The sequence below is a fragment of the Streptomyces purpurascens genome, assembly GCF_045040895.1.
Classification (GTDB): domain Bacteria; phylum Actinomycetota; class Actinomycetes; order Streptomycetales; family Streptomycetaceae; genus Streptomyces; species Streptomyces purpurascens.
In genome coordinates this window covers 1471482-1484404 of sequence record NZ_CP108341.1, presented here as the reverse complement: position 1 = coordinate 1484404, position 12923 = coordinate 1471482, and the positions used below count along the sequence as shown (strand labels likewise).

At 73.3% G+C, this 12923-nt stretch carries 14 protein-coding genes and 1 riboswitch; of the genes, 8 read left to right on the top strand and 6 right to left on the bottom strand.

Features of this window, described 5'->3' with window-relative positions; genetic code table 11:
• Window positions 1-61: 61 nt before the first annotated feature.
• On the top strand, window positions 62-421 hold the full coding sequence (locus tag OHU35_RS06740; RefSeq protein WP_189724493.1) for a metalloregulator ArsR/SmtB family transcription factor: 360 nt from the start codon (window positions 62-64) through the stop codon (window positions 419-421).
• A gap of 1 nt (window position 422) precedes the next feature.
• On the opposite strand, the gene OHU35_RS06735 is transcribed toward OHU35_RS06740, so the two are convergent.
• Together OHU35_RS06735 and OHU35_RS06730 are read right to left on the bottom strand one after the other, a co-directional pair.
• Window positions 423-1649, bottom strand: a complete 1227-nt coding sequence (locus OHU35_RS06735) for a 4-hydroxybenzoate 3-monooxygenase (protein WP_405505018.1) — start codon at window positions 1647-1649, stop codon at window positions 423-425.
• 8 nt (window positions 1650-1657) lie between these two features.
• Complete coding sequence (locus OHU35_RS06730; RefSeq protein ID WP_189724490.1) at window positions 1658-2071, bottom strand: CoA-binding protein; 414 nt, start codon at window positions 2069-2071, stop codon at window positions 1658-1660.
• Window positions 2072-2151: 80 nt separating this feature from the next.
• Window positions 2152-2340, top strand: a riboswitch (cobalamin riboswitch).
• Between the two features lie 69 nt (window positions 2341-2409).
• Here OHU35_RS06730 and OHU35_RS06725 point away from each other — a divergent pair.
• From OHU35_RS06725 to OHU35_RS06700, 6 genes are all read left to right on the top strand, one after another.
• A complete protein-coding gene (locus OHU35_RS06725) occupies window positions 2410-3426 on the top strand; it encodes an ABC transporter substrate-binding protein (protein WP_405505017.1) in 1017 nt (338 codons plus the stop codon).
• Window positions 3423-4436 (top strand): iron ABC transporter permease, encoded by a 1014-nt coding sequence (locus tag OHU35_RS06720; protein WP_189724489.1) that lies wholly within the window; start codon window positions 3423-3425, stop codon window positions 4434-4436. Before OHU35_RS06725 ends, OHU35_RS06720 begins: the two co-directional genes overlap by 4 nt.
• Complete coding sequence (locus tag OHU35_RS06715) at window positions 4433-5245, top strand: ABC transporter ATP-binding protein (RefSeq protein ID WP_359894934.1); 813 nt, start codon at window positions 4433-4435, stop codon at window positions 5243-5245. Before OHU35_RS06720 ends, OHU35_RS06715 begins: the two co-directional genes overlap by 4 nt.
• Window positions 5246-5318: 73 nt before the next feature.
• The gene (locus OHU35_RS06710; protein WP_405505016.1) at window positions 5319-6095 is read left to right on the top strand and encodes a hypothetical protein; all 777 of its coding nucleotides are present in this window, start codon (window positions 5319-5321) and stop codon (window positions 6093-6095) included.
• Window positions 6092-6637 carry a histidine phosphatase family protein gene (locus tag OHU35_RS06705; protein ID WP_189724487.1) on the top strand — a complete coding sequence of 182 codons (546 nt, stop codon included), beginning with the start codon at window positions 6092-6094 and terminating at the stop codon, window positions 6635-6637. The genes OHU35_RS06710 and OHU35_RS06705 overlap by 4 nt, the downstream gene beginning before the upstream one ends.
• Before the next feature lie 48 nt (window positions 6638-6685).
• Entirely contained in the window at window positions 6686-7312 is a 627-nt protein-coding gene (locus OHU35_RS06700; RefSeq protein WP_189724486.1) for a YigZ family protein, read from the top strand.
• A gap of 109 nt (window positions 7313-7421) precedes the next feature.
• Here the strand turns inward: OHU35_RS06700 and OHU35_RS06695 are convergent, their stop codons facing one another.
• A complete protein-coding gene (locus OHU35_RS06695; protein WP_229872952.1) occupies window positions 7422-9020 on the bottom strand; it encodes an MFS transporter in 1599 nt (532 codons plus the stop codon).
• Between the two features lie 92 nt (window positions 9021-9112).
• Here OHU35_RS06695 and OHU35_RS06690 point away from each other — a divergent pair, with 92 nt between their 5' ends.
• On the top strand, window positions 9113-9688 hold the full coding sequence (locus OHU35_RS06690; protein WP_189724485.1) for a MarR family winged helix-turn-helix transcriptional regulator: 576 nt from the start codon (window positions 9113-9115) through the stop codon (window positions 9686-9688).
• A gap of 51 nt (window positions 9689-9739) precedes the next feature.
• Here OHU35_RS06690 and OHU35_RS06685 read toward each other — a convergent pair whose 3' ends face one another.
• The 3 genes from OHU35_RS06685 to OHU35_RS06675 all read right to left on the bottom strand — a co-directional run bounded on the left by OHU35_RS06685 (window position 9740) and on the right by OHU35_RS06675 (window position 12910).
• Entirely contained in the window at window positions 9740-10564 is an 825-nt protein-coding gene (locus OHU35_RS06685; RefSeq protein ID WP_229872951.1) for an SDR family NAD(P)-dependent oxidoreductase, read from the bottom strand.
• 70 nt (window positions 10565-10634) lie between these two features.
• Window positions 10635-11627: an aldo/keto reductase family protein gene (locus OHU35_RS06680; protein WP_189724484.1), complete on the bottom strand. Its 993-nt coding sequence runs from the start codon at window positions 11625-11627 to the stop codon at window positions 10635-10637.
• Between the two features lie 95 nt (window positions 11628-11722).
• Complete coding sequence (locus tag OHU35_RS06675) at window positions 11723-12910, bottom strand: 3-deoxy-7-phosphoheptulonate synthase (RefSeq protein WP_405505015.1); 1188 nt, start codon at window positions 12908-12910, stop codon at window positions 11723-11725.
• Window positions 12911-12923 lie beyond the last annotated feature (13 nt).

Below are 12923 nucleotides of genomic sequence, written 5' to 3'. Positions count from 1 at the left end.
TGGGTCCCCTTCCGGTGCGCGGGAGTGGACGTGCACACGCCCACCGGGCCATTATGTGCATATGAGCGCACGCATGCACCTGTCACCTGCGCACGATGCGCACCCGCGCAGCCCCGGCGAGGAACAGTTCGCGCTCGCCGCCGAACTCCTCGCCCTCCTGGGGGACCGGACCCGGCTCGCCCTGCTGCACGCACTGACCAGGGGAGAGGCCGATGTCACGACCCTCACGGAGGCGTGCGGGGCGGCCCGCCCCGCCGTCAGTCAGCATCTGGCGCGGCTGCGGCTCGCCGGCCTGGTGGACACACGCAAAGAGGGCCGCCGCGTGGTCTACTCACTCCGCGACGGCCATCTGCGCCGGCTCGTGGACGAGGCGCTGAACGTGGCCGACCACCGCCTGAGCGACCGCCCCCCGCACGACTGAGTCAGTACCGCGTGGCCGTCCCCAGATACCGCTCGGCGAAGGCCGCGGCCGCCGCGGGCGAGGTGAACAGGCGGCGCAGCCGGGCGAGCGTGGTGCCCGCGCGGAACGGGTCGCCCGCCGCCGTGCCGTGGTACACCTCGGACAGCCACTGCGAGAACTCCTGGTAGTCCCACACGCGCCGCAGACACGCCTCCGCGTACCCGGCCAGACCGCTGTCGTCACCCATGGTCAGGTGGGCCACCAGGGCGTCGCCGAGCAGGAAGGCGTCGTGCAGGGCGAGGTTCATGCCCTTGGCGGCGATGGGGGCCACCAGATGGGCCGCGTCGCCCGCGAGGTGGAGCCGGCCGTGCACCATCGGCTCGACCACGTAGTCGTGCATGTCCAGCACGCGCTTCTCGATCAGCCGCCCCTCCGTCAGCGGAGGCACACCGGCCGCCCCGAGCCGCTGCTGGAGCTCCGCCCAGACGCGCTCGTGCGGCCAGTTCTCCGGGTCGTCGCCCGGCGGGCACTGGAGGTAGTAGCGGGTCACCTCCGGGCTGCGGGGCATCTGGCCCGCGAAGCCGTTCTCGTGACAGCCGAACAGCACGCAGTCGGCCGACGGCGGGGCCTCGGCGAGCAGCGCCAGCCAGCCGACGCCGTAGTCGTGGCGCGCGACCCGGACCCGCTCCGGCGGCAGCGAGGCCCGCGTCACTCCGCGCGCCCCGTCGCAGCCGGCCACGAAGTCGCCGTGCACGACCCGCTGTTCACCCGTCTCCGGGCAGGTGTACGACACGGACGGCCGGTCGGTGTCGATGTCGTGCACCTCGACGTCCCGGACCCCGAAGCGGATCTCCCCGCCGCGCACGTCGGCGTACTCGCGCACCAGGTCCGTCACCAGCAACGGCTGCGGGTAGACGAAGTGATGACTGCCCGTCATCTCGCCGTAGTGGAACCGGTACCGCTCCCCGTCGAAGCGGAACTCGCACGCGGTGTGCAGCTCCGCGCGGTCCAGCAGGTTCCGGGCGAGGCCCCGCTTCTCCAGGCCGCGTACGGCCCACTCCTCGATGACCCCGGCCCGGGGCCGCTGTTCGATGAACTCCCGGGTCTCGGTCTCCAGCACCAGGCAGTCCACGGAGGCGGCCCGCAGGATGTTGCCGACGGTCAGCCCGGCGGGACCGGCGCCCACCACGACGACGGGGAAGTGTTGCGGAGCATCGGAGTTCGAAGGGGTGGAGGCGGCGTGGGTCATGCGTTCAATTATGAAGGCCCGAGCCGCGGGATCTCGATCGCCGGGCAGCGGTCCATCACCATCTCCAGGCCCGCGGCCCGGGTGCGGTCGTACGCCGCCTCGTCGATGACGCCGAGCTGGAACCACACCGCCCCGGCGCCCTTCGCGACCGCCTCATCCGCGACCGCCCCGGCGAGGTCGCTGTTCACGAACACGTCCACGACGTCCACGTCGAAGGGGATGTCCGCCAGACTCGCGTACCCCTGCTCGCCGTGCACGGTCTCCGCCTTGGGATGCACGGGCACGACGCGCTTGCCGTACCGCTGGAGCACCGCGGCGACGCCGTACGCCGCGCGCTGCCGGTTCGACGAAAGGCCCACCACGGCCCAGGTGTCGCCGAGCTCGGTGAGGATCCTGCGGATCGTTGCGTCGTCGCCGTACACCGGCGGCCTCCTCGGGAGTCGCGGAAGAGCTGCTGTCCGGGCAACGACGCAGGGTGCGCGGTGATTCCCCGACCCCTCCGTGATAGCTTGCCGAGGCCAGTCGAACCCATGTACGTGGGTCAGGGAATCCGGTGCGAATCCGGAACTGACGCGCAGCGGTGAGGGGGACGGGCGGGGCCTCTGCCACTGAACGGCTCGTGTCGTACGGGAAGGCGCCCCGCACCGGGTGAACCCGAGTCCGAAGACCTGCTGGCGGCCCCCGCGGCCGGCCGGCGGCGGGGGAGCACCGTACGACCGGGCTCCGCGATCGGGCCCTCGACGTCTGAGGACTGGTTTCCTTGCCCCTCGCCCGACCCGCCCGTGCCGCCGTCCTGCTCGCGGCCTGCTCCCTGATCATGACCGGCTGCGGAGGCTCGAAGCCCCCCACGGCCGAGGCGTCCGCCACCCTCGACAACTGCGGCCGGAAGGTCCGGGTCGACAAGGCGCCCCGGCACGCCGTCTCCCTCAACCAGGGCACCACCGAGATCCTGCTCTCCCTCGGCCTCGCCGACCGAATAGCGGGCACGGCCACCTGGACCGACCCCGTGATGAAGGGGCTGGAGAAGGCCAACGCGAAGGTGTCGCGCATCGCCGAGAACAACCCCTCCTTCGAGCGGGTCCTGGACTCCGAGCCCGATTTCGTCGCCGCGTCCTTCGTCTCCACCCTCGGCACGGGCGGCGTCGCCACCCGCGACCAGTTCGAGAAGCTCGGCGTGCCCACGTACGTCTCCCCGTCCGACTGCGCCGGCAAGGACAACTCGGGCGGCGGCGACGGCAAGCGCGACAAGGCGCTGGGCATCGACGCCGTCTACGGCGAGGTGCGGGACCTCGCGACCGTGTTCGGAGTGCAGGACCGCGGCGACAAGCTCGTGGCCTCCCTCCAGCAGCGGATGAAGAAGGCCACGCAGGGCATCGACGCCTCCGACGTCTCCCTTCTGTACTGGTTCGCCAACTCCGAGTCGCCCTACATGGCCGGCTGCTGCGGAGCGCCCGGCATCATGACCCGCGCCCTCGGCGCCAAGAACGCCTTCGACGACACGCACGAGGAGTGGCCGCAGGTCAACTGGGAGACGGTCGCCGACCGTAACCCCGACGTCCTCGTCATCGGCGATCTGACCCGCAACTCGGAGACCGCCGAGTCGGCCGCCAAGAAGATCGCCTTCCTGGAGTCCAACCCGGTCACCGAGAACATGGACGCCGTCAAGCACAAGCGGTACGTGCTGCTCAGCGGGCAGGCCATGAACCCGACCATCCGCACCGTCGAGGGCGTGGAGAAGGTCGCGGCCGGACTGCGTGAGTTCGGGCTCGTGAAGTGACCGTCCGCGGACCGGCGCTCGGTGTCGCGGGCGCCTTGCTGCTGGTGGTCTCCGTGGCCCTGGCGATCACCATCGGGCCGGCCGACATCCGGGTCGGGGACGTGTGGTCCGTCGTCGCGGCGCATATCGGGCTCGGCAGCTCCGACCTGACGCCGATCCGGGACGGGATCGTCTGGCAGCTGCGGCTGCCGCGCACCCTGCTCGCGGCCGTGTGCGGGGCGGGACTCGCCGTGTGCGGGGCGGTGATGCAGTCGCTGCTGCGCAACCCGCTCGCCGATCCGTTCGTGCTCGGGGTGTCCTCGGGCGCCTCCACCGGCGCGGTCGTCATCGTCGTGCTGGGCGTGGGCGGCGGTGCCGTCTCGGTGTCCGCGGGCGCGTTCCTCGGCGCCCTGGTCTCCTTCGCGCTGGTCCTGCTGCTCAGCCACACCCTCGGCGACACCACCGACCGCGTCGTCCTCGCGGGCGTCGCCGCCATGCAGCTCTTCTCCGCGCTCACCTCCTTCGTCGTGCTGACCGCCGCCGACGCCGAGACGACCCGGGGCGTGCTGTTCTGGCTCCTGGGCTCGCTCGGCGGGGCCGGCTGGACCGACGTGTGGCTGTGCTTCGCCGTCCTGGCCGTGGCGCTGGTGGTGTGCCTGTCGTACGCCCGTACCCTCGACGCCTTCGCCTTCGGGCAGGACGCGGCGGCCGCGCTCGGGGTGTCCGTGGCCCGCACCCGCCTGGTGCTGTTGTGCGTCACGGCCCTGCTCACGGCCGCGCTGGTCAGCTCGGCCGGGGCGATCGGCTTCGTCGGGCTGGTCCTGCCGCACGCCGCCCGGGCCCTGGCCGGACCCGGGCACGCCCGGCTGCTGCCGGTCACCGCCCTCGCCGGTGCGGTGTTCCTGGTCTGGGTCGACACCCTGGCCCGTACGGTCCTGGATCCGCAGGAGGTGCCGGTGGGGGTCGTGACATCGCTGATCGGGGTGCCGGCGTTCGTGGCGGTGCTCTACCGGACGCGGAGGGTGCGGTGACCGAGACACACACCAGTGAGACGCGGGCGCCGGTGCGGGCCGGGCTCCGGGCGGACCGGGTCAGCCGCCGTGCCGACGGGCGCCTCATCCTCGACGGCGTCGCCCTCGCCCCGGAACCCGGCTCCACCGTCGGTGTCCTCGGCCCCAACGGCTCCGGCAAGTCCACGCTGCTGCGGCTGCTGGCCGGGCTGCTCACGCCGACCGCCGGAGTCGTCACCCTCGACGGCACCCCGCTGGGCGACCTGCCCCGCCGTACCGTCGCCCGCCGCCTCGCCATGGTCGAGCAACAGGCCGACACACAGGTCGAGTTGACGGTCCTGGACGTCGTACGGCTGGGCCGCGTCCCGCACCGCCGCGCCTGGGCACCCGCCTCGGCGGACGACGAGCGGGCGATTCGCGCCGCCCTGGAGCGCACCGGCCTCGCCGCCCGTGCCGGCCAGCCCTGGCACACCCTCTCGGGCGGCGAACGCCAGCGGGTGCAGATCGCCCGCGCGCTCGCGCAGGAACCCCGGGAGCTCCTCCTGGACGAGCCCACCAACCACCTCGACATCCACCACCAGCTGGACCTGCTCGCCCTGGTCACGGGCCTGCCGGTCACCACCGTCGTCGCGCTGCACGACCTCAACCTCGCGGCGATGTACTGCGACCGGGTCGTCGTCCTGTGCGGGGGGACGGTCGTCGCGGGCGGTGCTCCGGGTGACGTCCTCACCGAAGAGCTCATCGCGGAGGTGTACGGGGTGCGGGCCGCGGTCAGCCGCGAAGGACCCGAACAGCGGCCCCACGTGCGCTTCCTGGGCACGCTGTCCTGAGGCCTGCCGGCCCTGGCGCCGGGCACGCCATTGGTGGGGTGCTTCCCGCCACGGTGGCCTGAAAACGCCGAACATGCCTGCGTGTGCCCGCCCACCCGCCTACGCTCGCCTCGTGCTGCGCATCATCGACGCCCGTAGCGGCGAGCCGGTCGACGCCGCCCCGGCCCGCCGGGGCCTGACCCGTGTCGAGGTGCACGCGCCCGGCTTCGACACGACGGGCCTGCGGGTACTGCTCGTCGCCGACCTGCTCGTCCGGACCCTGGAGCTCGGTGGCACACCGGTGTGGGCACTGCTGACCGGGGGGCGACAACAGGCGGAGCTGCGCGCGAGCGCCGCGGCGCTCGGCATCCGGCCCTTCGAGGACAGCCCCGACGTGAGTGCCGGGCTGGGCGAGGCCCAGGTCATCCATGTGGCCGTCGAGGGCGGGTCGGCGACCGACGGAGTGCGGATCGATGTCGCCCCCGCGCATCCCGAGAACCCGGGCACACCGGACGGCACCGACGCCGGCACCGACCCCGGTGTTCTGCGTCTCGCCCTGCTCACCCGGCACCACAGTGCCCCCGCCCGGCTGGACGCGGCCGCGCTCGACGAGGCCCGGGGCACCCTCGCCCGGTGGCGCGGCGCGGTCGCCCGGTGGGCCCGGCTGCCCTCGCGGCCCGTCCCCGACGAGGTGCGCCGGCGGTTGCGCGACGCCTGGGAGGATGACCTGGACGTGCCCCGGGTACTGGATGTCCTGCGCCATGTCGAGACCGAGCCGGAGCTGCCCGACGGCGCGCGCTTCGAGACGTACGCGTACGCCGACCGGCTCCTCGGCCTCGACCTCACCCGCGACCTGGGATCCCCGTCATGATCGAGCGCGCCGGAGCCGGCCCCCTGCGCCGCCTGGTCGTCCTGCGGCACGCCAAGTCCGCCTGGCCCGTGGACGTCGCCGACCACGAACGCCCCCTCGCCCCGCGCGGCCGCCGGGACGCCCCCGCGGCCGGGCGTGCCCTGGCCGAGGCCGACTGCCTGCCGGACCTCGCGCTGTGCTCCACGGCCGTACGCGCGCGCCGGACCTGGGACCTGGCCGCCGGCCAGTGGGGCACGCCCCCGCCGGTCACCCACGACCGGCGGCTGTACGCCGCGGGCCCCTCCGGCCTGCTCGCCGTCGTGCACGAGGTGCCCGCGGAGGTGGAGACGCTGCTGCTGATCGGGCACAACCCCGGCCTGGAGGAACTGGTCGTGGCGCTCGCCGCCGACGGGCTCGACGACACCCTGGAGCGGGTCCGTACGAAGTTCCCCACCTCGGCGATCGCCGTCCTGTCCTGGCGCGGCGCGACCTGGCGGTCCCTCACCCCCGGCACCGCGCTGCTCACGTCCGTGATCGTGCCCCGGGGCCGGAAGAAGGAGTAGCGGCGGACCGGCCCGGGCCGCTCCCGGGCGCCCGCATAGGCTGGCCGGATGCAGGACGAATACCGCACGGTCGCCCGCGCGGGCGTGCACGAGACCGAGGTCAACCGCTCCCGCTTCCTGTGCGCCCTCGCCCCGGCGGCCACCGAGCAGGAGGCCCAGGACTTCATCGCCGCGGTCCGCAAGGAGCACGCCGCGGCCAACCACAACTGCTGGGCCTACGTCATCGGCGCCGACGCCTCGGTCCAGAAGGCGAGCGACGACGGCGAACCCGGCGGCACCGCGGGCGTCCCCATGCTCCAGATGCTGCTGCGCCGGGACATGCGGTACGTCGTCGCCGTCGTCACCCGCTACTTCGGCGGCGTCAAGCTCGGCGCCGGCGGCCTCATCCGGGCGTACGGGGGAGCGGTCGGCGAGGCCCTGGACACCCTCGGCTCGCGCACCCTCCGCCGGTTCCGCCTGGCCACCGTCACCGTCGACCACCAGCGGGCGGGCAGGCTGGAGAACGACCTGCGCACCACCGGCCGCGAGGTACGGGACGTGCGCTACGGCGAGGCGGTCACGATCGAACTCGCCCTCCCGGACGCCGATGTGGACGCCTTCCGGGCGTGGCTCGCCGACACGACCGCCGGGACGGCCGGGTTCGAACCGGGCGGGGAGGCGTACGGCGACGCCTGACGCGCGGTCACCACCGAGGCCGTTGCGCACCAGCACCTGTCCCGCCCGCTCGGCCGGTCCGGCCGAGCGGGCGGGACGGCGGGTGTCGGCCGCCTGCCGCGGACGGTGGTCACCGGTCCGTTTCGGTGCCGGTGGCCTCGTCCGGGCATACGGCGGAGCGGTCGGCCGGGCCCTGGACGCCTTCTTCAGCACGCGCACCCGCAGTGGCTTGCGTGCCGGCGGGAACGCGGCCCAGCCGTACGGCGAGCAGTGCGGTGCCGACGGCGAGTGCCGCGAGGACGTACGCGGTGAGGTCGAAGGCCTCCGCGAAGTCGGCCAGGCCGGTGTCCGGACCCGGCGCTTGTGGATTGGTCCCCAGGAAGCCGCGGTACAGGGCCCCGATGACCGCTACACCGAAGGCCATGCCCGCCTGGGTGACGGTGTTCAGCACACCCGATCCGGCGCCGGCGTCGTCCGGGTGGACCCGGGAGAGGACGGTGTCCACCAGGGGCGCGACGACCAGGCCCTGCCCGAATCCGGAGACCCCCATCACCGCCGCGAGCCCGATCGCCTGGCTGGTGCCGTCCAGGCCGGTGACGGCGGGCACGGCCGCGAGCGAGACCGCCATGACGAGGCCGCCCGCCACCGACACCCCGATGCCGAACCGGGCGGCGAGCCTGCGGCAGGCCGCCGAGGCGACGATGAAGCCGAGGCCGAGCGGCACGAAGACCATGCTCGCGGCCAGCGGCGTCAGCCGGAGGCCCGACTGGAGGTGGTACGTGAGGACCAGGAACAGCCCGGCGTTGCCGGAGAAGAACAGCAGTACGGTGCCCATGCTCAGTGGGAAGCCCTTGGCCCGCAGCAGCCGGCTCGGCAGCAGCGGGTCGTTGCCCCGGTCCTCCGTCCGGCGCTCCCAGCGCAGGAAGGCCACGGCGCCGGCCGCGCTGAGGGCGAAGCAGCCGTACGTCCACCAGGGCCAGCCGTGCTCACCGCCGAGGATCAGCGGAATGAGCACGAGCGGCAGCAGCACGGCGGTGAAGACGGCGCCGATGATGTCGAGCCGCGGCAGATCGGCGCTGCGGCTCTCGGTGACCGCGGGCACGGCGGCGCACAGGATCGCCGCGCCGATCGGCACGTTGATCAGGAAGATCATGCGCCAGCCCAGACCGGCCACGTCGAGGTCGAGCAGCAGGCCGCCGCCGACGAGGCCGGCGATGACGCCCGCGCCGATGGAGGCACCGTAGGCCCCGACCGCTCGGGCCCGGTCGCGCTCGTGCACGAAGACGGCCCGGATGAGGGAGAGCACCTGCGGTGTCATCACCGCGGCCGACAGGCCCTGCAGCACCCGGGCGGCGATCAGCGTGCCCGGGCTGGGCGCGAGCGCGCACAACAGGGAGGTCAGGGTGAAGGTGGCCACCCCGTACTGGAAGGTGCGCTTGCGGCCGATCCGGTCGCCGAGCCGGCCGCCGGTTACCATGCCCGCTGCGTAGGCGATCACGTAACCGTCGATGACGAACTGGAGCTGGCCGAACCCGGCGTTCAGGTCGGCCTGGATCCCCGGAGCCGCGACGTTCACGATGAACATGTCGATCTGGCTCATGAACATCGCGAGCAGGACCACGGTGAGTCCCGCCCAGTCCCGCCCGGTGGCTCGGGGAGGGCCGGTCGCGGTGGCGGCCCCGGCCGCTGTCCCGGCCTTCGGACTCGCTTTCCGTGTCTCTGTGCGCATATCACCACTCGGTTTCGACGGTGCGCCGGAGCGCGCATGTTTAGTGCTAAATTCAGATCTAAATGTAGCAGGTCAGTGTGGAGGGTGAGCTCATGAGGGCATCAGAGGAAAGCGATCGCCGGCCGGCTGGAGAAGACCCGGCGGACGCCATCGCGGCTGCCTGGAGCCGTGAGCGGCCCCAGACTCCGGTGGGTTCCATCGGCGTGGTCACGAGGATCTGGCAGCTCGCCAAGCACTTCGGTGACGACCGCCGGCGGGTGCTCGCCGAGGCGGGGGTCGACCCGGCCACCCTCGACCTGCTCAGCGTGCTGCGCCGCAGCGGGAAGCCCTACACCATGAGCACCCGGGATCTCGCCGTGCACTCCCTGGTCACCGCGGGTGCCATCTCGCAGCGGGTCGCGCGCGCCGAGCGCGACGACCTGGTCACCCGCCGCCCCGCCCCCGGCCGCAGCCGCGCCGTCCTGGTCGAACTGACCCCGGCGGGACACGAGTTGGTGGAGCGCACCGTGGACCGGGTGCTCGCCCGCGAGGCACAGCTCCTGGAACGCCTGGGCCCGGAGCGGCGCGAGGCGCTCGCCGAGTTGCTGCGGGAACTGCTCGACGATGTGCAGGACCAGCTGAATGTGCAGGGTGTTTCCCATGTGGGGCACGAGGGCCTGGACGGCTGAGGTCCGGGCGTCCCGGCCGGGAACATCGCCCTGTTCCCGGCCGGGACCGGCTCAGTAGCCGTAGGCGCTCGGTGCGTTCTGGCCGCCGTCCACCGGGATGTTCGCGCCGTTGACGCCCCGGGCCCGGTCCGAGAGCAGGAAGGCGATCACCTCGGCGACATCCCGCGGATCGACCAGGCGGCCGCCGGGAAACTCCTTCTCGAACGCGTGGTAGGCCCGCGGGTCCTCGTCCCGGAGCCTGGCCCAGCCCTTGCCCTCGATCAGCATCGAGCCGGGCGACACGCAGTTGACCCGGACCCCTCGCGGCCCCAGCTCACGGGCGAGGGAGGAGGCCATGTGGATCTGCGCGGCCTTCGCCGCCGCGTACTGGGCGGGCGGGGCGGGCTTCCAGCCGGAGACGGAGGAGACCAGCACGGCGCTGCCCCCTGTTCCGGCCAGGTGGTCGGCGGCCTCGCGCAGGGCGATCGCCGGATGGGTGACGTTCAGCCGGCACGTCAGGTCCCAGTCGGACGGCTCCGTGTCGCGCAGGTCCGTGCCGCGCGCCCCGCCCGCGACGGTCACGAGGCCGTGCACCCGGCCGAGCCGGGCGGCCGACTCCCGTACGAACGCCGCGAGGGCGGACTCGTCGAGCACGTCAAGACGCTCCGTGTGGAGGGTGCGACCGTGCCGGGCGCGCACCTCCTCGGCCACCGCCTCCAGCGAGGCGGCGTCGCGGCCGCACACGGCGAGATCGCATCCCTGCGCGGCGAGCCGGAGCGTGGTCTCCCGCCCGAGCCCCCGGCTGCCGCCGGTCACGATCACCGCCCTTCCGGAGGATCCGGGACGGCCCACCTCCCGTGCGCCGCCCGCGGCGTCCGTGTCGTCCACGCCGTTCATGCTCCTCTCCCTGCGCTGTCGGCCCCCGTCCGTGTGTCCCACTTGTTCCCGCGACCGGCCCCGCGACAGGTCAGCCCGTCCTCGCCGGGTCCCGCACGATGTACGCCGAGAGGATCTCGTCGATCCGGTCCAGCACAGCCGGTTCCAGACGCACGCCGGAGGCCGCGGCGTTCTCCTTGACCTGCTCGGGACGGCTCGCGCCGATGATGGCCGCGGATACGGAGGGGTTCTGGAGGACCCAGGCGACCGCGAGCTGGCTCATCGTCAGTCCGAGGTCCGAGGCGACCGGCCCCAGTTCCTGCACGGCCCGCAGCGCCCCCTCGTCGTTCATCCAGTGGCCGACCAGCATGTCGACGAAGCCCTTGCCCGCCTCGGCGCTCGCCCGGGACCCCGCCGGTGCCGCGGCGCCGGGCAGGTACTTGCCGCTCAGGATGCCCTGGGCGAGCGGCGACCAGACGACCTGCCCGAGTCCCTCCCGCTCGCAGGCGGGCACGACCTGGGACTCGATGACCCGCCACAGCATGGAGTACTGCGGCTGGCTGGCCACCAGCGGGACGCGCAGCTCCCTGGCGAGGCCGGCGGCGCGGCTGATCTGCTCGGCGGTCCACTCGCTCACGCCGATGTAGAGGACCTTGCCCGAGCGGACCAGGTCCGCGAAGGCCAGCATGGTCTCCTCGAGCGGAACGGCCGGGTCGTAGCGGTGCGCGTAGTAGAGGTCGACGTAGTCGGTGCCGAGCCGCCGCAGCGACCCCTCGCAGCCCTCGACGACGTGCTTGCGGGACAGCCCGCGGTCGTTGGGGCCGGGCCCCACCGGGTGGCACACCTTGGTGGCGAGCACGAGACCCTCGCGCCGCTGACCGGCGAGCGCCTTGCCGAGCACGGTCTCGGCGCGGGTCTCGGAATACACGTCGGCCGTGTCGAACGTGGTGATGCCCGCGTCGAGCGCGGCGCGCACGCAGGCGTGCGCCGCCTCCTCGTCGATCTGGGCACCGTGGGTGATCCAGTTGCCGTAGGCGATCTCGCTGATCACGAGGCCGCTCTGGCCGAGCCGGCGGAACTCCATCTGCTGTTCCCCTTCTTGGGTCTGGTTCTTTCTCTCGGATTCGGATGCCGCCGAGCGCCCCGGCGGCGCGCGTGCGGGCGCGGTGGCGCGCCGCCTCACAGCAGTTCCGCCGTACGGGCCACCACCTCGCCGGCCTGGTGCGGGCTCAGCCGCGGGTCGCAGGCCGACTCGTAGCGGGGCAGGGGCGTGGTCGAGGCCAGTTCCGCCGCCGTGTCGACGCACTCGGTGACAGGGCCGTGGGCCGTCTCCAGCATCAGACCGGCCGGCCGCAGGCCGTGCGCGTGCAGAGCCGACACGAAGCCCTCGATCTCCGCGACGACGTCACCGACCACGCGGCTCTTCTGCCCGGCGCCGTTGACCCGGGTGTTGCCGTGCATCGGGTCGCAGATCCAGGCCACGCCGGCGGCCTCGTCACCGAGCGCCCCCAGCAGGGCGGTCAGCTTCGGGCCGATGTGGTCCCGGCCCATGCGCACGATCAGGGAGAGCCTGCCGGGACGGCGCGGATCGCCGAGCATGCGCACCAGCGTGCGGACGTCCTCAGGTGAGGCCTTGGGGCCGATCTTGACACCGACCGGGTTGCTGACCGACGCCGCGAACTGCACGTGCTGATGGTCGGGCTGACGGGTCCGGTCGCCGATCCACAGGAAGTGGCCGGAGGAGCCGTAGCGGCCCCCGTCCGCGTCGGGGCGCACCAGGGCCTGCTCGTACTCCAGGAGCAGCGCCTCGTGCCCCGCGTACGTGCGCTGGGACGCCGTCCGCCCGGCCAGGCCCAGGTCCCGTTCGAGCAGGGTGCTCAGGGTCGTACCGGCGTTGCGGTGGGCCAGCAGCAGCCGGGACGGCAGCGCGGTGCGCGCCGCCGGGGTGGGCTCGGGGGCGTTGACGGCGTCCCCGCGGTAGACGGGCAGCACGGTGCCGTCGGGCAGGGTCTCGGTCGCGCTGGAGCGCGGCTTGGCGTACTGCCCGGCGATCCGCCCCATCCGGACGGCGGGAAGACCGCTGGCGTCGGTGAACTCGTCGGCCAGCCGGTGCAGTTCGTCCGTCTTGGCGAGCACGGTCTCGGGGTTGGCGTCGGCGAACCGCTCGGCGCACTCTCCGGCCTGCAGCACGAAGGCCTCGCCGCGGGCGGCTCGTCCGAGTTCGACGGTGAGGTCGGCGCAGGCGGTGGCGTCCACCAAGGGTGGCTTGGCCTCCAGGGAGAGCAGGACGTCCTTGAGTTCGTCGAGCGAGGCCCATTCGGGCTGCTGCAGGGCACGGGCCGGCAACAGCAGGCGCGTGGCGGTCATGGTTCTCCTCCGT

Excerpts from the sequence above, each read along its gene's own strand:
- OHU35_RS06740 (WP_189724493.1), top strand. The coding sequence starts at position 62 with ATGAGCGCACGCATGCACCTGTCACCTGCGCACGATGCGCACCCGCGC.
- OHU35_RS06735 (WP_405505018.1), bottom strand. The coding sequence starts at position 1,649 with ATGACCCACGCCGCCTCCACCCCTTCGAACTCCGATGCTCCGCAACAC.
- OHU35_RS06710 (WP_405505016.1), top strand. The coding sequence starts at position 5,319 with ATGCCTGCGTGTGCCCGCCCACCCGCCTACGCTCGCCTCGTGCTGCGC.
- OHU35_RS06705 (WP_189724487.1), top strand. The coding sequence starts at position 6,092 with ATGATCGAGCGCGCCGGAGCCGGCCCCCTGCGCCGCCTGGTCGTCCTG.
- OHU35_RS06700 (WP_189724486.1), top strand. The coding sequence starts at position 6,686 with ATGCAGGACGAATACCGCACGGTCGCCCGCGCGGGCGTGCACGAGACC.
- OHU35_RS06695 (WP_229872952.1), bottom strand. The coding sequence starts at position 9,020 with ATGCGCACAGAGACACGGAAAGCGAGTCCGAAGGCCGGGACAGCGGCC.
- OHU35_RS06690 (WP_189724485.1), top strand. The coding sequence starts at position 9,113 with ATGAGGGCATCAGAGGAAAGCGATCGCCGGCCGGCTGGAGAAGACCCG.
- OHU35_RS06685 (WP_229872951.1), bottom strand. The coding sequence starts at position 10,564 with ATGAACGGCGTGGACGACACGGACGCCGCGGGCGGCGCACGGGAGGTG.
- OHU35_RS06680 (WP_189724484.1), bottom strand. The coding sequence starts at position 11,627 with ATGGAGTTCCGCCGGCTCGGCCAGAGCGGCCTCGTGATCAGCGAGATC.
- OHU35_RS06675 (WP_405505015.1), bottom strand. The coding sequence starts at position 12,910 with ATGACCGCCACGCGCCTGCTGTTGCCGGCCCGTGCCCTGCAGCAGCCC.